Source organism: Paenibacillus nicotianae (assembly GCF_042681745.1).
Classification (GTDB): domain Bacteria; phylum Bacillota; class Bacilli; order Paenibacillales; family Paenibacillaceae; genus Saccharibacillus; species Saccharibacillus nicotianae.
In genome coordinates, this window is sequence record NZ_JBHUGF010000010.1 from 676,568 (window position 1) to 694,762 (window position 18,195).

Consider the following 18,195-nt stretch of genomic DNA (forward strand, 5'->3'; position numbering starts at 1 on the left):
GAGGAATTGAAATGACAGCGAATAAAGCATTAGACGAAATCACACTGTCCACCGAATCTATCTTTGAAGGGAAAATTATCTCTTTACAAGTGGATACTGTACAACTTCCCAATGGCAATACCAGTAAACGTGAGATTGTTCGTCATCCAGGAGCTGTAGCTGTACTGGCAATTCATAATGATCGTATGCTTGTGGTAGAGCAATATCGTCAAGCATTAGGTCGGACAGAAGTGGAAGTTCCTGCTGGCAAATTGGAAAAAGGGGAACAACCAGAGGAAGCGATCAAACGTGAACTGGAAGAAGAAACCGGATATCGTTGTGAGCAAGTGACATTGCTGAACTCTTTTTATACATCACCAGGATTTGCAGATGAGATTATTCATCTGTATCTAGCTGAAAATCTACAAACAGGTGAACTGAATCCAGACGAAGATGAATTTCTAGAGATCACTGAAATTACATTAGAAGAAGCGTATGAGCAGATTCGTGATGGACGTATTAGCGATGCGAAAACGATTATGGCGGTACAAGCTTGGCATCTGATCAAAGTGACAGGAAAAGCAAGTCTGTGAGTGAATTGCAATCGGTCTACGCTGATCTTCATATTCATATCGGTAGAAGTGAAGATGGACAGCCGGTGAAGATCAGTGGTAGCCGTAATCTGACTTTTGCTAATATTGCCAAAGAATCTTCAGAACGCAAAGGAATCGGCTTAACAGGCATTATCGATTGTCATTCTCCTGGCGTACAACAAGATATTCGTAACTATATTGCTAGCGGTGAAATGGTTGAAGTGCCGGGTGGAGGTATTCGTTATCAGGATACAACGATTCTACTCGGTTCAGAGATTGAGATACGTGAACCTGGTTATCATGAAGCGCATGTATTGGTCTATTTTCGTGATCTAGCTACGATAACTGATTTTAGTCAATGGATGAGCAAGCATATGAAAAATGTTCAGTTAAGCTCTCAACGTCTACATGTATCGTTTCATGAATTACAAGAACAGGTAAAACAACGCAACGGTATTTTTATGCCTGCACATATGTTCACTCCACATAAAGGAATCTATGGAAGTACTGTAGCACGTATGAGTGAAGTGCTAGACTTGAATAAGATCGATGGTGGAGAACTAGGATTAAGTGCTGATACCACGATGTCGAGTTATATTAGTGAACTGGATCGCTATCCACTACTGACCAATTCAGATGCGCATTCACTTGGCAAAATCGGACGGGAATACAATATCTTTGCGATGCGTGAAGCGAGTTTTGATGAATGGGTAGCTGTACTGCGAGGAGAAGAAGGACGTCATATTATTGCCAATTATGGACTTGATCCTAGACTTGGCAAATATCACCGTACGTATTGTACGAATTGCAATAGTATTATAGACGATGCTTCACCTGCTATTGAGCGTTGTCCTTATTGTGGTAGCACCAAATTAACAGTAGGCGTGATGGATCGGATTCTTCAGATTGCAGATCGAGAACAACCTGTCGTTGCTCCTCATCGTCCTCCATATCATTATCAGGTGCCACTGTCGTTTATTCCAGGCTTAGGGCCTGCGAAGATGAACCGTTTGCTAGCACAATACGGTACAGAGATGAACATTTTACACCAGACTTCGATCAAGCAATTAACAGATGTTGTAGGTGCTGAAATTGCTTTGTCGATTGTACAAGCAAGAAGCGGAGAGCTACAGTTAAGCTCGGGTGGCGGCGGAACATATGGCAAAGTCATGACGAAGTGACATCATAGCAGATTGACCTGATAAACTTAGAGATTTGCTTTGAATTGCAGGCAGACACACCTGTTCTAAAAAGTTTGACTTTGTCAAAGAATTCCCCCTATAATAATAGAAGTGAGCATTTACACGATGCAGTGATTTCCACAGGGGGAGGTATAGAATGGAAGCACGGATCGATAAAATTAAACAACAATTGCAATCCAAAGGTTATAAATTAACGCCCCAGCGGGAAGCCACCGTTCGAGTGCTTCTTGAGAATGAAGAAGATCATCTGAGTGCAGAGGATGTCTTTATGTTAGTGAAGCAAAAAGCTCCCGAAATCGGTCTTGCCACTGTTTACCGTACCCTTGAGCTTCTGAGTGAACTGCATGTCGTGGAAAAAATCAACTTCGGTGACGGTGTAGCGCGTTATGATTTGCGTACCGACACCAGCAAGCACCATCATCATCATCTTATATGTGTGCAATGCGGAAGTATGGATGAGATCCGCGAAGATTGGCTAGGACCACTGGAAGAACGACTGGATAAAGAATTCGATTTTACGGTTCTGGACCATAGACTCGATTTTTACGGAATTTGCTACCGTTGTAAAGACAAAAACGATAGCAATCAAGACCAACAACCTGACAACTAAAATGGATACCAGAGACTCTCGCCCGATATTTGGCTGTTCGGGAGGGAGTCTTTTTGCCGTAACCATTCCTATGAAGGGACCTGATTTCCGATGAATGAATATTTGCAGACGTTTATCCGATATTTAGCCGAAGAAAAAGCACTATCTCGAAATACGTTAGAATCGTATCAACGTGACTTAAATCAATTTCTAGAATTTGCCAAACAGCGCGACTTACAGGCGCCAGATCAAATTCGTAAAACACATATCGCTCTTTTTTTAGGAGAAATGAGACAAATGGGAAGAGCATCGTCCACGATTACGCGGATGACCGTTTCAATTCGTTCATTTTGTCATCATCTTGTAAGAGAAGGGATTATTCAGCAAGATCCTTCAGTACATATGGAAGCGCCCAAAGCAGAAAAGCGTCTACCGAATGTAATGACGATCGAACAAGTAGGACATTTAATCGATGCGCCTGATCGTCATTCACCACAAGGCAGACGTGATCGTGCAATGTTAGAAATGTTGTATGCTACAGGCATCCGCGTTTCTGAATTAATATCGGTCAATGTAGATGATGTGCGTCTGGATTTGAAGTTTTTGCGCTGTGCGAACAATGCAGGCAAAGAACGAATTATTCCAATCACAGGTGTCACAGCGAAGCGTGTAGGTGAATATATAGAACAGGGTCGTCAGCAACTTATTCGTAATCATCCTGAAGAACTGGCACTCTTTGTGAATCAGCTTGGCACAAGACTTACACGACAAGGCTTTTGGAAAATTATCAAAAAGTATGCTCGTGAAGCTGGAATAGAAGCAGATATTACACCTCATACGTTGCGTCATTCTTTTGCGACTCATCTGTTGGAGAGCGGAGCCGATTTGCGTTCGGTGCAAGAAATGTTAGGACATGCTGATATTTCGACAACTCAGATTTACACACAGGTATCCAAAAAGAATATGAAAGATGTATATGAAGCTCATCATCCGCGTGCCAATGTAACCTGATTCACTATAGAATAGGGAGGCATTGATCATGACACAATCAGACACACGTTTTAAACGTATTAGCGTTATTGTAATGGATAGCGTAGGTATCGGTGAATTACCTGATGCATCGAAATTCGGTGATAAAGGTGCACATACATTAGGTCATATTTTGGAGCAAGTTCCAGATATTCAGCTTCCTCATTTGCAACAATTGGGGCTGGCGAATATTACGTCTTTGGCGCCACTTGAACCGGTAGAACAACCACAAGCTTATTATGGCAAACTGGCACAAACTTCTATCGGCAAAGATACGATGACCGGTCATTGGGAAATGATGGGTTTACAAATAGGTTCTCCTTTTAATACGTATCCGCATGGGTTCCCTCAGGATCTAATTACCGAACTAGAAAAGCTTACCGGTAGACGTGTAATCGGTAACAAATCAGGTGCAGGGCTAGATATGATTGAACAGTATGGCGAAGAACAGATGAAAAGTGGAGCATGGATTATTTACACATCTGCGGATAGTGTAATGCAGATAGCGGCTCATGAAGATATTATTCCACTTCATAAATTGTATGAAGCTTGCAAAATAGCACGTCAGCTTACAATGTCACCTGAACATTCGGTTGGACGCATTATTGCTCGTCCTTATCGCGGAGAACCCGGACAATTTGTACGTACAGCAAATCGTCGTGATTTTGCAGTGAATCCGCCAGAGCCTACAGTATTGAATACGTTGCAGAACTTTGGATATGATGTTATTTCAGTCGGTAAAATCAACGATATTTTCTCCGGTCATGGCATTACAGCGACTCATCCGACCAAAGGAAATGAACATGGGATTCAAGTGACTACAAACTTGTTGCGACAGGACTTTAACGGATTATTATTTACCAATCTGATTGATTTTGATTCGTTATATGGACATCGTCGTGATCCACTGGGATATGCCAAAGCATTAGAGCAATTCGATCAAGCTTTGCCTAAAATGTTATCTGCGATAGGTGAACAAGATTTGCTGATTATTACCGCAGATCATGGGAATGATCCGGTGCATAAAGGAACCGATCATACACGCGAGTATGTACCTTTATTAGTCTATAGTCCATCTCTTCAACAGAGTGCTGATCTAGGGATTCGGGCGACGTATAGTGATATTGGTGCAACGATTGCCGATAATTTTAGAACAGGTGGGCCGTTGCATGGAGAAAGCTTTTTAGATAAATTAAAATAACATGTACACTACTATGTATATAGTAACGTGCAGTCATTTTATACATGAATAGATATTCAAGGAGGATATATTAATGACAACTATTACTCAAGCAACGATTCAAGAAGCAGCAGCTTATATTCGTAGTCAAAGTGATATCAAACCAGAGATCGGATTGATTTTGGGTTCAGGATTAGGTATTTTAGCAGATTTGATCGAAGATAGCGTAGCGATTGATTATCATCATATTCCACATTTTCCTGTATCTACAGTCGAAGGTCATGAAGGCGAATTGTTATTAGGTACGATTCAAGGTCGCCCTGTAGTGATGATGAAAGGTCGCTTCCATATGTACGAAGGATACGGCCCGGAAGTCACAGCATTCCCTGTACGTGTGATGAAAGAATTGGGAATTTCTACATTGCTTGTTACGAATGCAGCCGGTGGAGTGAATACTTCCTATGAGCCAGGGGATCTAATGGTACTTAGCGATCATTTGAATATGACAGGTCGTAACCCGTTGATCGGCCCAAATGATTCTGCGCTAGGCGTACGTTTCCCAGATATGTCTGAAGCTTACAGCCGTCGTCTACGTGCTGTATTCAAAGAAACAGCAGCGCAACAAGGGTTAAAAGTTCAAGAAGGTGTCTATGCTGGATTGCTTGGGCCAACATATGAAACGCCTGCTGAGATCGTTATGTTGCGTACATTGGGTGCAGATGCTGTCGGTATGTCTACAGTGTCAGAAACGATTGTAGCGCGTCATGCAGGGATCGAAGTATTGGGTATTTCTTGTATTACGAATATGGCAGCAGGTATTTTAGATCAACCGTTGTCCCATGATGAAGTCATGGAGACGGCTGATCGTGTACGTGATCAGTTCTTGAAATTGGTACTGGCTATTATTCCTCAAATGTAATTGTTGTGGGGGGATTTTGAAAATGACTGGGGTGGGAGACTGCTACAGGAAAAACATTATTCTTGCCGTCGCTGGTGAAATGGAATCCTTTGATTGGACTGCGTGGCAGTCGGGATTCCACTTCAAAGGCGACTTTCAGAATATTGTTTTTCCTTTCGCTCCGCTGAGGAAGACCGCAGTCATGAAACAAAAGCCTACCTTGTGGGGAAGTGGCAGGTAGTGATATGGGATGTAAATCTCTAAAAGATAGAATGTTAAAAGATAAATAAGGTGAAAAGGCTTCTGAATCCTATGGTATAGGATTGGAAGCTTTTTTATTGTGGAGAAGGATTTTTGAGAGTTGGATTGTGTGGGAGAACTAGGAGGGATTTGGATATTTTTTCTTTTATTGAAGTGAATGATGGAGGGGCATAATATAAACAGGGTTTTAACAATTAATGATGTTAGGTGGTTGCGGGAGAGGAGAAGTATTGGTGGATATGTTTGTATATAGAATGATCAGGGAATGAGTATAGAATATGAAAAGGGGATCAAAAAAACCTTCTTGAATAATTAATTATTCAAGAAGGTTTTTTGAGTATAACTTATTACTTCTGAGTATAAATTATTGTTAATAAAATACCAGATAGATAGGGTTTAGATCATCAACAGTATACTGTTTACTGTTGGCACTTAGGATTCGCTTGCATCAGGGTCAGGGGCTACAGTGGGTTGGTCTGTAGTTGCTGGTTCTGATGTAGTTGATGGTTCCGGTGCTTGGGGTGGAGAAGGGTTGGGATTTTCTGTTATGATTTCTGTTGCTGGTGATGGAGTGGCTGTGTCTGGACTGGTTAGTGTTAAAGTGTCGCCTTTATCATTCATATGGATCGCTATGCCTGTAAGTTGACTGATCAATGATGTTGGAACATAAACGGTTCCTTCGAGATTGATAGGTGCACCTTCTAGTACAGTAGATACGCCGTTGATTTCAGCGGCTTTTTGGTTCAGTGTAAATGTGGCTGTACCGGAAGCGCTGGATGTTGCTGTAATGGTCTGGTTGGCTTGATCCCAGAAAAAAGCAAATCCATACGGAGTCAGCAATGGTTTATAGGAAATATAGGTTACTTTGTTTTGGACGAAAGCAGGAGTTTCTTTGCTGATGGTCGTTCCATCTAAAGTAACGTTTAAAGATCGACGTGAAGGAGTAGCTGGTAGTTCTGGATCGGTTGGTGTGGTTGGAGAAGAAGGTGAATTTGGATTCTTTTTCAACCAGAGTGAATATCCTTCTTGAGCAATCCATAGTCCGACTTTTTTATTGCGTCGCCATTCTTCGTTAAACGCAGATAGTGGCAAGTTGGTCTCGCCTGTTTTGATACCAATCTCAGGTGTAAAAGCAGGTCTGCCAAATGTAGTGATAAACCAATCGGTATATCCTCCACCCGAAGGATTATTGTTCGGACGGACTTGGCGGTATCCGGTAAAGCTTGTGAAAATGTTAGCCAAACGCTTATCCCGACTTAGATTCTGTGGAAGCGTGTGGAAGTTCCAGTACAGAATACGTCCTGCGGAATGATACGAAACAGCGATCTCGGGATCGATCTCGTACGTAAACGAAGTGGTCGCTTGATTTTCGGCTGTTTGTACAGCAGTGGTTCCTTTATGATTTTTCCAAAATGGATACGGAATATTATCTTCAATCGTGCTCCAATAGGCATCATATTGACGATTCGGATCAATCCCTTGAGCATTGGCTTTCCAGCGCTTAAAGTTGGTGCTTCCACCATTCATTTTGACTAAAGCTTGTCGAACAGAAGCAGGAAAAGCACCGGTTCCTTGCTGTTGCAATGTCACCCCATCTGGATTGACCATCGGTACGAACCAGATGGTTGTTCGATCTAAAATCTGGCGTGTATTATATCCTTCAAAAGGGCGATTGGCGGTATACGCTATCGCATATTGCTCTAACATATACATATTGATTGTCGTCGTCATCCATTCACGAGCATGATGAGAACCATTGATAAATACAGTCGCTTGTCCATGACCGAGTCCGACAGCCCAGATATCACGACCATACTTGGTTTTGCCTATCGATTTGTACTGGATCAAATCAGGGTATTTCTGCGCTAACAACTGAATATGACGGGTCATCGCTGCATATGTATACGTGACAGAGTGATTCACTATAGTACTATTTGCTGCTTCCGCTAGATTTTGAACGAGCAAAGTAGGTACAAATAGTATAAATGCAAGCACAAGACATCCAATCTTTTTCAATGCCATCCTCCTCGGTAAATAAGTAATGTAATATAAAGATTTTAATTATAGATTATCCTGATTTATCGCGATAAGACGGTGTCTCTATAAAGCATAGTAGCATCTTATTTGAATTGACGTAAATGCTTATTTTTTCCATATGTAAGTACATTAATAAGTGAATCAACTCTGTACCAAGTCACATAAAACACAAATGTTCAGCAAAATAGTCCATTCTGCTATAATATGCACAATGGTTATACTGACTATACACTTCAAGTGAATGAACGGAGGACAACAGATGTATTTACATGGAACAAGTCAAATAAATGATCAAGGTCATCTTGTGATCGGTGGTTGTGATACCGTTCAGTTAAAAGAACAATATGGTACGCCTTTATATATTATGGATGAACATTTAATTCGTAGTCGTTGTCAGGAATATATGCAAGCATTTAAAGCATCAGGATTAACTTTTCAAGTAGCGTATGCTAGTAAAGCGTTCTGTACGATGGCAATGTGTCGTATTGTAGAAGAAGAAGGATTATCGATGGATGTTGTATCTGAAGGCGAATTATACACAGCGATGCAGGCTGGATTCCCTGTAGAACGGATACATTTTCATGGTAATAACAAAACACCGGATGAATTAGAAATGGCGTTGGATGCAGGTATCGGTTGCTTTGTTGTTGATAACTTTGTAGAACTGCACGTATTAAATGCGATAGCAGCGTCCAAAAATCTAATACCTAATATTTTATTGCGTGTGACACCAGGCGTAGAAGCGCATACGCATGAATATATTTCTACCGGACAAGAAGATTCCAAATTTGGATTTGATGTAGGAAATGGAACAGCTTATCAAGCAGTCAAAGAAGCTCATCAGTTAGAGAATGTCAAATTGCTAGGTATTCATTCTCATATCGGTTCACAGATTTTTGAAGTAGATGGTTTTCAAGTAGCAGTAGAACGTGTTGCAGCATTTGCACTTGAAGTACAGCAACAAGAAGGTATTTCATTTACTGTTATTAATTTAGGTGGCGGATTTGGGATTCGGTACACATCCGAAGATACTCCGCTTCAAGTATCTGAATATGTAGAAGCGATCACGACAGCAGTGAAAGAACATTTTGCCAAATTAGAAGGAGCATTACCACAAATCTGGGTAGAACCCGGTCGCAGTATCGTAGGCGATGCAGGAACCACATTATACACAGTAGGCTCTAACAAAGATATTCCCAATGTACGTAAATATGTATCAGTCGACGGTGGAATGACAGATAATCCACGTCTGGCTCTATATGAAGCAAAATATGAAGCAGTGATTGCCAATCGCGCCACAGATGAAGAAACAGAACTGGTATCAGTAGCTGGTAAATGTTGCGAAAGTGGCGATATGCTGATCTGGGATATTGAACTTGCTTCTCCGGTAGCAGGTGATCTGTTAGCGATAGCTTGCACAGGCGCATATAATTATTCAATGGCAAGCAATTATAACCGTATTCGTCGTCCGGCAGTGATATTAGTCAAAGACGGCAAAAGTGATGTGATTGTAGAGCGCGAAACACTGGCTGATATTACAGGTCATGATGTTATTCCGGCTCGTCTAACCAAAGCTACGATTAGCGCTTCATAAGCTAAATTTTATAAAAATCTGTTTTTGAGAAGGTCTTACCTAAAACCATAATAAAGATCGTCAATCTGCTGCTCTTTTTTTCTAAAATTCGCTAACAAAAGAACAGAATATGAAGTATATATCAACGATAAATATTTGAATTCAATAATAAAATGAGGATCGTAGACAGATAAACAAGTGAACATGCCTTTGCGCAGAATTCATTTTCATAGTAAACTAAATAGGATGCTGTCCTACAGAACTAATTCTTGCTTAATCGTACTAGAGTGAAGTAGTGTCAAGCATCCTAATTTCTGTTTTTAATTGAGAGGAGATTTATTATATTATGTCTAAACAAGCGAACATCAAACTTGCAAACGGCGGCGAAGTAGTTATCGACCTGTTTGAACAAGATGCACCGAATACGGTTGCTAACTTTGAAAAATTAGCAAACGAAGGTTTCTACAACGGATTAACATTCCACCGCGTTATCCCTGGTTTTGTAGCTCAAGGCGGATGCCCGAACGGTACTGGTACTGGCGGCCCAGGTTACACAATCAACTGCGAAATCAACCCGAACAAACACGAGCGCGGTTCTTTGGCTATGGCTCATGCAGGACGCAACACAGGCGGAAGCCAGTTCTACATCTGCTACCAACCACAACCACATTTGGATGGACAACATACAGTGTTTGGTAAAGTCGTTAAAGGTTTGGAATATGTTGATGCTCTTAAAGGTAGCGACAAAATGGAAACTGTTGCAGTTGTAGAAGCGTAAGCTTTTTTCAATCAACAGCAATAAGGGTCTGCATTTATAATGCAGGCTCTTTTTTTACTAAAAATATGCAAAAGGAGTGTAAAAAATGGCAGGAACATTATTCACACATGGAAAATTTGCATTTAGCCCTCATCTTCCAGCAGAAGCAGATGCGATTTACATAGAAAATGGAATCATTTCTGCGATTGGTACTACGCAAGATTTATCGTTACAGCTAGCAGGGAAAGATTACCGTCATGTGAATTGGGATGGGGCTTATGTATTGCCCGGGTTAGTCGATTCGCATATGCATTTATCTATGCATGGGATGAAGTTATCTATGCTTGATTTTTCAGACGTTACGTCCAAAGAAGAGATGATTCAATTGATTCGTCAGCGTGCCGAAGTTACACCGGCTGGGGAATGGATTGTCGGATTGAATTGGAATGAAAATAATTTTGATCCACCGATTCCACCATTGCGAACAGAACTAGACGAGATTACGACACAGCATCCTATCTACCTCACGAGAACATGTTTTCATGCTTTTTTAGGTAATAGTTTGGCTTTTGCCAAAGCAGGTGTTACCTCATCTTCACCTGATCCTGAAGCCGGTTCTTTTGGCAGGGATGAAGCTGGAGAGTTAAACGGATGGATTTATGAAGAAGCTTCAGCGGCTTTTACAGCGGTACAACCCGAACCCGATTATAACACCAAAAAAGAAGCGATTCGGCGTGCTTGTCAGGATGCACTTCGTTTAGGATTAACAGCATCTCATACCGAAGATTTACGGTTTTTGGGTAGTATAGAAACGATGTTACAGATTTATCGTGAATTGCATGCCGAAGGGTTACATTTCCGAACCCATCAGTTGATTTTTTATACTCATTTACAAGAAGCTCAAGCGTTGGGATTACGCGCAGGTGATGGAGATGAGTGGTTACGTATCGGTGCAGCTAAGTTGTTCTCTGATGGAGCGATTGGAGGACGTACAGCGCTATTACAACAACCGTATAGCGATGCACCTCATACACGCGGAATGGCGATTCATACAACAGCACAGTTACATGAAATTACATCGTATGCGCGTTCGCTAGGTTATCCGATTGCGGTACATGCGATCGGTGATGGCGCCGCAGACCTGACCTTATCGACGATGGAAGCACATCCGTTGCAAGGTATTTCACATTTGCCAGATCGATTTATTCATGCGCAGGTACTGGATCAACAACTGCTTGGACGAATGACGCAATTACCACTGATTGCAGATATCCAGCCACGTTTTGTCGCCAGTGATTTCCCCTGGGTAATGGAGCGTGTAGGTGCAGAGCGTACAGATTACTTATATGCCTGGAAAAAGTTAATGGATGCCGGTGTCATCTGTGCAGGTGGAAGCGATGCGCCGATTGAACCGCTCGACCCGATGCTCGGTATTCATGCCGCTGTTACCCGTCGCAGACCTTATGCGACAGAGCCAGCCGAAGGGTATTTACCACAGGAGCGACTTAGTATCGCAGAAGCTGTACATTTGTTTACAGTAGGTAGTGCACAAGCAGCAGGCGAAGAACAAGAGCGTGGCAGTATTCACGTAGGCAAAGCGGCTGATTTTACAGTGATCGATCGAGATATTACTACCGATTCCGAATCTTTATTACAAACTGCTATCCGTATGACCGTTGTTAATGGACAGGTCGCGTATCAAGCTTAAAAGGTAGTCTATACCTAGTCAGCATACAGATGTTAACAGCACTGATCTACCTTCTTTTGCAAATAGAAAAGAGGGTGGATTGGTGTTTTTTTGCACTTTTTTATGTATTGATAATGTGTTCATTCAGAAAATCTAAAAACTCTTGTTGCATCTTACCGAGTGGAATAATCTTTTTGAGCATCTGAAACCGCCATGTTTGTCCGTTACTTTGAAATGACCACGTTGAAGCGAGTGAAAGTCCTTTATTATAACGATGTTCTTGCATATCAGCCATAGATAACTCGACTTTATGTATGACTTTGGAAGAAAAGAAGTTAAGAAATAAAACTATTAATTTCTCCTCATTAAGTAATAATACTGCTTTGCTGGAATAGGCTGAAAAGTGTTGAGGTGTAGCATAACATACCTGCATACTTGGTTCTTGATAAGGTGCAGCCAATTTGTTGATTAATTTTTTGTTGATAAAAAACATCATAATCACCTTTCGATTAACATGATTTGATTCACACGATGGTAAGGATATTAGACTCAAAGCAATACCTCATCTAAAAAATAAAAAGTATATTTATTATACAACAGTATAGACAGTAGAGTCATGAAATCAGTTATCTATAGTATAACTAAAGATTATACAATGGTAGACAGCATATAGAAAAAGTTAGCTTTCTTGATTTTTACGTGTATGGATGATATGATTTCAGCATCACAGCAAAATCGTGATCACAACTTTATAATTTATCCTTCGGGGCGGGGCGAAATTCCCCACCGGCGGTGTTGAGATCAAGACAAAATCTGATCTCTAAGTCCGTGACCCGGCTATGTGTGTAACAACCATAGACGGTGGATCTGGTGAGAATCCAGAGCCGACAGTATAGTCTGGATGGGAGAGGGATACAGAGGTCGCTTGCACAGCGATCTCTGACTGAAAGTGCACTTATTTGAGTGTATAGTTTACTATTTTTATGAAGCAAGATACCTTATCGTTATAGGTTTCTTTGGCATATAAATAGTGTCTATACGTAGCACATATGTAAAAATTGGATTAGTAGATCAACTGAAGCCAATAGTAGGTATACAGTCTTTGTGCTGTAGATTTACAGACATATGAGCACTCGATTATATAGGTACATTATATTCTTACTCCTATACATTTATGTAAAGCCCTGTAAACATTCGGATACAATTCCGGTTTACAGGGCTTTTTGCTTGTCATTATATCGTGATACACTTTATAATTTAGTTATTAAATTATGAATAGTAACTAAATATGATGATACTACGATCAAACTCGTAACAGCACTCTGATCAATCTCAAAGGATGCAGTTATGAATTTTTTATGGTGTCAAAGGAGCCCTGAATAATGAACGTAATCAATGATGAATTTTATATGACACTAGCACTGGATTTAGCAGAAAAAGCTCAAGGGCAGACAGATATTAATCCTGTGGTTGGTTGTGTTGTTGTAAAAGATGGCAGAATCGTAGGAATGGGTGCACATTTACAACGAGGAACCGGACATGCTGAAGTACACGCACTCAATATGGCAGGAGATCAAGCAGAAGGCGCTACAGCATATGTGACGCTAGAACCATGCAGTCATTATGGCAAAACGCCACCTTGTAGTGATCGCCTGATCAAAGAAAAAGTAAAACGGGTCGTTGTTGCCGCAGTAGACCCTAATCCACAAGTAGCTGGCTCAGGCATCGAAAAGTTACGCAGTCATGGGATTGAAGTCGTTACCGGTGTACTGGCTAAGCGATCAGAACGACTTAACGAGACATTTAATAAATATATTACAACAGGGCTTCCTTTTGTGACTCTCAAAACAGCCAGTACCTTAGATGGTCGTCTAGCTTCTCGTACCGGTGATAGTAAGTGGATTTCCAATAGTGATGCTCGCGCTATCGTTCATACGATGCGTCATCGTCATCAAGGCATTATGGTAGGCATTGGTACCGTATTGGCAGACGATCCTGAGCTGACTACACGTACAGAAGTACCTGGCGTTCATCCTACTCGTATTGTGATTGACTCGCAACTACGTATTCCAGATACAGCCAAATTATTAAATACAGATGTAGCGCCTACGATTATTGTGACCACATATCAAGCCAATCGAGATCGTATCCATGAACTGCAAGAACGTGGTATCACCGTTATTATCTGTGGGAGCGGGCCGTATGTAGACCTTCCATTTGCGATGAAAAAGCTTGGTGAACTGGAGATTTCTTCGATTTTGTTAGAAGGTGGCGGAACGCTGAACGGTTCGATGCTTGAAGCAGGACTGATCGATCGCATCACTTTATTTTTTGCTCCCAAAATTATCGGTGGTACATTATCAACATTTGCTTTCGATGGATTTGAAAAAATGAATCAAGCTGTAATACTAGATGAAATCGAAATTGAGACATTAGATGACAATATTTATATCAGTGGATTACCACGTTATCATCATCTTTAATATTTAAGTAGCAGACCATCTCGATAGAAAGGAGGATGTCTATGTTTACCGGACTGATCGAAGAAATAGGTACACTCAGACAAAATGGACGACGCGGTGAAACGATGGTACTTGGTATTCAAGCATCACGTATCATGGACGGACTTCAGATCGGAGATAGTGTGTCATGCAACGGGGTATGCTTAACAGTGACGACGATAGCCGATTCTTTATTTACAGTAGATGTGATGCCAGAAACGTATCGTTCTTCCAGTCTCAAGGAATTGAAAACAGGTAGCCCTATTAACTTAGAGCGGGCAATGATAGCCAACGGACGCTTCGGAGGACATATCGTACAGGGTCATGTCGATGGTACAGCACATATTGAACAGATACAGAGCAACCAGAATGCTGTGATTTTCCAGATAGCTCCAACCGATCATGATCTATTTCGTTACATTATTCCGAAAGGGTCTATCACTGTCGATGGCATCAGCTTAACAGTGGTATCGGTAACGAACACTTCATTCACGATCTCTATCATTCCACATACACTCAAAGAAACAGTGCTTGCTTATCGTAAAGCAGGCGACATGGTCAATATTGAATGTGATGTGCTTGGTAAGTATGTAGAGCATTTACTACAATACCAATCCAATACAGCGAATGATGCAATCAGTCAGAAAAAGCCATCAATCACCAGCCAATTTTTGCAGGAAAATGGATATATGTAAGCGCTTGGCACCATAAGCGCGACAAAGTTCAATAAAAAAATGATTTTTGCAAAGCAAAATATCTTACAGCAAGCGCTTGGCGCCATAAGCGCGACAAAGTTCAATAAAAAAAGATTTTTGCAAAGCAAAATATCTTACAGCAAGCACTTGGCAGTAAAAGTGCGACAAAGTTCAAGAAGGAGGTTATACCGATGAATCATGAATCTACCAACTTACATTCTATCGAAGAAGCGTTAGCTGATCTAAAGCAAGGAAAAGTGATTATCGTGGTTGATGATGAAGATCGGGAAAATGAAGGCGACTTTATCGCTTTGGCAGATCGTGCTACACCTGAAGTGATCAACTTTATGGTTACAGAAGGTCGTGGTCTGGTATGTGCTCCTATCACCAGTCAGCGTGCTACCGAGCTAGAACTGATTCCGATGGTAGCCCAGAATACGGATTATCATGGTACAGCGTTTACTGTATCAGTTGATCATATCAGCACTTCTACAGGCATCTCTGCACAGGAGAGATCAATGACAGTAATCGGTCTTACTGATCCAGAAGCTACGGCAGCTCATTTTCGTCGGCCGGGTCATATGTTTCCATTGATCGCAAGTGAAGGCGGTGTACGCCAACGTCCAGGTCACACAGAAGCGGCTATCGATTTGGCTCGCTTATGTGATGCTCCACCTGCTGGCGTGATCTGTGAAATTATGAATACCGACGGCACAATGGCACGTTTGCCTGAATTACAGAAGATCGCAGTACAGCATGAGCTCAAATTGATCAGTATTCAAGCTTTGATTGCTTATTTGGAGCAAACGTCTCCGACCCTGAATACCAACTAAACTAATCTACCGAAAAGAGGATGAACACTATGGCTAATATTTTTGAAGGACATTTAATCGCGCAGGATCTTAAATTTGGTATCGTTGTTGGACGTTTTAATGAATTTATCACCACAAAATTGTTAGGTGGCGCACTGGATGCACTCAAACGTCATGGTACGGCTGAACATGATATTGATGTAGCATGGGTGCCTGGAGCATTTGAAATTCCTTTAGTTGCACAAAAAATGGCGGAAAGCGGAAAATATGATGCGGTGATCACACTAGGGACTGTTATTCGTGGCTCTACGACTCATTATGATTATGTATGTAATGAAGTAGCCAAAGGCGTATCTGCAATTAATTTGAAAACAGGCGTGCCTGTTATTTTCGGTATTGTAACGACGGAAAGTATTGAGCAAGCGATAGAACGCGCAGGAACCAAAGCAGGTAACAAAGGTTGGGATTCCGCTAATGCAGCAATCGAAATGGCGAACTTAACCAAAATGATGAAATTATAATTCCAGTGTGTCAATAATGGATAACATATATGCTTGAGTCTGAATGAATCGTTGAGCTGTGTTATTGATATTGTACGGATTGATCTTTTATCATAAAAGATTCTCTTCTAGCTATGAATTGTATCGTTTTTACAGTAAATTCTATATGTTATCTCTAGTATATTTATCGTATGATAATCAAATAGAAAGTGAAAAAAAGGGCAGAAACAGGAATTGCCCTTTTTTTGCTGAATATATACTGTGAAAAGTGCGCGATTAAGATACAATAAGAGATGAGAATCTATTGATTAAGAGGAGTGGTCCAGTGACGACTGTACTGTACAAACTGGAAACGTTTGAAGGGCCGCTCGATTTGTTGCTTCATTTAATTGATGAATCTGAAATTAATATCCAGGATATTCCGATCAGCAAAATTACAGATCAATATCTGGAATATCTTCATAGCATGAAAGAATTGGAACTTGAAGTGACCAGTGAATTTCTAGTGATGGCAGCGACATTATTGTCGATCAAAAGCAAATTGCTATTGCCACGTCCGCCTGTGATGGAGATGGATGATTTTGATTATTATGAGGAAGACGATCTGGACCCGCGTGCAGAGTTGGTACGCAAGCTGGTGGAATACCGCAAGTACAAAGGAATTGCTGTACATTTGCGAGAAATGGAAACCGAGCGTAGTCTGATTTTTACAAAAGAACCGGAAGACTTGACCCCTTTTATGCCGAAAGACGATGTGAATCCAGTAGAAGGATTGCATACGATCGATTTGATGGAGGCTTTTCGTAAAGCGCTTCGTAAAGTCGTACGTCGTACACAGGTGACCCGGATTCAGCGTGATGAGATTTCGGTAAAGGATCGGATACGTGAAGTGTCTACCCGGTTTCAAGGGTTAGGAAAAGGAGAAAGCTTGCTGTTTTCCAAACTGCTACACCAGGAAATGTATCGTCATGAGATCGTGGTGACTTTTTTGGCTGTGCTGGAATTAATGAAAATGAAGCAAATTTCCTGCTACCAAAGCCGGCTTTTTGACGATATCGTGATGGAGTGGAGAGGTGAAATAAGTAACAATGAAGTCCCAGAAATTGAAGTCGATTATTGAAGGTATGTTATTTCTGGCTGGAGAAGAAGGATTGAATGCGAAGCAGATTTCGGAAGTAACCGATCAACCGGTACAAACGGTACAGATCGCTATCGAAGAACTACAAGCCGATCTGAAGAAAGCAAAACGTGGAATTCAGGTGGTGAATATCGCAGGTGGTTATCAGTTATCTACGATACGTGCTCATGCTGAATATTATGAGCGATTGGCATACTCACCTTCCCGTTCTTCGTTATCTCAAGCAGCACTCGAAACATTGTCGATTGTAGCTTACCGCCAGCCAATTACACGCATCGAGATTGAAGAGATTCGTGGTGTCAAATCCGAACGTGCTATTTACACATTAGTAAATAAAGATTTGATTCAAGAAACAGGACGAGCTGAAGCGATTGGACGCCCTATTTTATACGGTACGACCAAATCGTTTTTAGATTATTTTGGACTTGGGAATATTCGCGAACTTCCAGACGCATCTGCTTTTGAAAATGCGGATGATTTGGAAGGAGAAACACAGCTATTGTTCGAGCGCTTGGAAGAACAGGTGCATAGTGACAATATAGAAGAGTTAGAAGAATTGGGCGAAGAGTTGACTGAAATTGCAGAAGATCTTTTATCAGATTCTGTATCAGGAACAGAAGAACATGATACTTCTAAAGAGACTACCTCAACTGCTTCTGATTCTTCCAAAAATACATCACTAGACTAACGTTAGCCATCCAATATACAAGCAAGCTGAACAGGATTATCCAAGTGAGATAGTGTCATAACATAAGATAATGCCA

At 41.2% G+C, this 18,195-nt stretch carries 17 protein-coding genes and 1 riboswitch; of the genes, 15 read left to right on the forward strand and 2 right to left on the reverse strand.

Annotated features, from left to right (window positions below; translation table 11 throughout):
* The first annotated feature begins 11 nt into the window (after positions 1 to 11).
* From ACFSGI_RS07175 to ACFSGI_RS07200, 6 genes are all read left to right on the forward strand, one after another.
* Positions 12 to 572: an NUDIX hydrolase gene (locus ACFSGI_RS07175; RefSeq protein WP_204823466.1), complete on the forward strand. Its 561-nt coding sequence runs from the start codon at positions 12 to 14 to the stop codon at positions 570 to 572.
* A complete protein-coding gene (locus tag ACFSGI_RS07180; protein ID WP_204823467.1) occupies positions 569 to 1,753 on the forward strand; it encodes an endonuclease Q family protein in 1,185 nt (394 codons plus the stop codon). Before ACFSGI_RS07175 ends, ACFSGI_RS07180 begins: the two co-directional genes overlap by 4 nt.
* Positions 1,754 to 1,910: 157 nt before the next feature.
* Positions 1,911 to 2,384 carry a ferric iron uptake transcriptional regulator gene (fur, locus tag ACFSGI_RS07185; protein WP_204823468.1) on the forward strand — a complete coding sequence of 158 codons (474 nt, stop codon included), beginning with the start codon at positions 1,911 to 1,913 and terminating at the stop codon, positions 2,382 to 2,384.
* Positions 2,385 to 2,474: 90 nt separating this feature from the next.
* Positions 2,475 to 3,374: a site-specific tyrosine recombinase XerD gene (xerD, locus tag ACFSGI_RS07190; protein WP_204823469.1), complete on the forward strand. Its 900-nt coding sequence runs from the start codon at positions 2,475 to 2,477 to the stop codon at positions 3,372 to 3,374.
* 28 nt (positions 3,375 to 3,402) lie between these two features.
* Positions 3,403 to 4,593 carry a phosphopentomutase gene (locus ACFSGI_RS07195; protein WP_204823470.1) on the forward strand — a complete coding sequence of 397 codons (1,191 nt, stop codon included), beginning with the start codon at positions 3,403 to 3,405 and terminating at the stop codon, positions 4,591 to 4,593.
* 73 nt (positions 4,594 to 4,666) lie between these two features.
* The gene (locus ACFSGI_RS07200; RefSeq protein ID WP_204823471.1) at positions 4,667 to 5,491 is read left to right on the forward strand and encodes a purine-nucleoside phosphorylase; all 825 of its coding nucleotides are present in this window, start codon (positions 4,667 to 4,669) and stop codon (positions 5,489 to 5,491) included.
* Positions 5,492 to 6,163: 672 nt separating this feature from the next.
* Here the strand turns inward: ACFSGI_RS07200 and ACFSGI_RS07205 are convergent.
* Positions 6,164 to 7,747, reverse strand: coding sequence for a M14 family zinc carboxypeptidase (locus ACFSGI_RS07205; RefSeq protein ID WP_204823472.1), 1,584 nt, complete (start codon positions 7,745 to 7,747; stop codon positions 6,164 to 6,166).
* Between the two features lie 280 nt (positions 7,748 to 8,027).
* Between ACFSGI_RS07205 and lysA the strand changes: the two genes are divergently transcribed.
* The 3 genes from lysA (at position 8,028) to ACFSGI_RS07220 (ending at position 11,806) form a co-directional block, all read left to right on the forward strand.
* Positions 8,028 to 9,362, forward strand: a complete 1,335-nt coding sequence (lysA, locus tag ACFSGI_RS07210; RefSeq protein ID WP_204823473.1) for a diaminopimelate decarboxylase — start codon at positions 8,028 to 8,030, stop codon at positions 9,360 to 9,362.
* 325 nt (positions 9,363 to 9,687) lie between these two features.
* Positions 9,688 to 10,119 (forward strand): peptidylprolyl isomerase, encoded by a 432-nt coding sequence (locus ACFSGI_RS07215; protein WP_204823474.1) that lies wholly within the window; start codon positions 9,688 to 9,690, stop codon positions 10,117 to 10,119.
* Positions 10,120 to 10,204: 85 nt separating this feature from the next.
* Positions 10,205 to 11,806, forward strand: a complete 1,602-nt coding sequence (locus ACFSGI_RS07220) for an amidohydrolase (RefSeq protein WP_204823475.1) — start codon at positions 10,205 to 10,207, stop codon at positions 11,804 to 11,806.
* 100 nt (positions 11,807 to 11,906) lie between these two features.
* Here the strand turns inward: ACFSGI_RS07220 and ACFSGI_RS07225 are convergent, their stop codons facing one another.
* Positions 11,907 to 12,278, reverse strand: a complete 372-nt coding sequence (locus ACFSGI_RS07225; RefSeq protein WP_204823476.1) for a hypothetical protein — start codon at positions 12,276 to 12,278, stop codon at positions 11,907 to 11,909.
* 262 nt (positions 12,279 to 12,540) lie between these two features.
* Positions 12,541 to 12,702: riboswitch (FMN riboswitch) on the forward strand.
* A gap of 465 nt (positions 12,703 to 13,167) precedes the next feature.
* Between ACFSGI_RS07225 and ribD the strand changes: the two genes are divergently transcribed.
* The 6 genes from ribD (at position 13,168) to scpB (ending at position 18,119) form a co-directional block, all read left to right on the forward strand.
* Positions 13,168 to 14,268 (forward strand): bifunctional diaminohydroxyphosphoribosylaminopyrimidine deaminase/5-amino-6-(5-phosphoribosylamino)uracil reductase RibD, encoded by a 1,101-nt coding sequence (ribD, locus tag ACFSGI_RS07230; protein ID WP_204823477.1) that lies wholly within the window; start codon positions 13,168 to 13,170, stop codon positions 14,266 to 14,268.
* Positions 14,269 to 14,309: 41 nt separating this feature from the next.
* Positions 14,310 to 14,981 carry a riboflavin synthase gene (gene ribE / locus ACFSGI_RS07235; RefSeq protein ID WP_204823478.1) on the forward strand — a complete coding sequence of 224 codons (672 nt, stop codon included), beginning with the start codon at positions 14,310 to 14,312 and terminating at the stop codon, positions 14,979 to 14,981.
* A gap of 191 nt (positions 14,982 to 15,172) precedes the next feature.
* Positions 15,173 to 15,814, forward strand: coding sequence for a 3,4-dihydroxy-2-butanone-4-phosphate synthase (ribB, locus tag ACFSGI_RS07240; protein ID WP_204823479.1), 642 nt, complete (start codon positions 15,173 to 15,175; stop codon positions 15,812 to 15,814).
* 29 nt (positions 15,815 to 15,843) lie between these two features.
* Positions 15,844 to 16,314, forward strand: coding sequence for a 6,7-dimethyl-8-ribityllumazine synthase (ribH, locus tag ACFSGI_RS07245; protein WP_204823480.1), 471 nt, complete (start codon positions 15,844 to 15,846; stop codon positions 16,312 to 16,314).
* A 304-nt stretch (positions 16,315 to 16,618) separates the two neighbouring features.
* Complete coding sequence (locus ACFSGI_RS07250) at positions 16,619 to 17,413, forward strand: segregation and condensation protein A (RefSeq protein WP_204823481.1); 795 nt, start codon at positions 16,619 to 16,621, stop codon at positions 17,411 to 17,413.
* Positions 17,382 to 18,119, forward strand: coding sequence for an SMC-Scp complex subunit ScpB (gene scpB, locus ACFSGI_RS07255; protein ID WP_204823482.1), 738 nt, complete (start codon positions 17,382 to 17,384; stop codon positions 18,117 to 18,119). The genes ACFSGI_RS07250 and scpB overlap by 32 nt, the downstream gene beginning before the upstream one ends.
* Positions 18,120 to 18,195 lie beyond the last annotated feature (76 nt).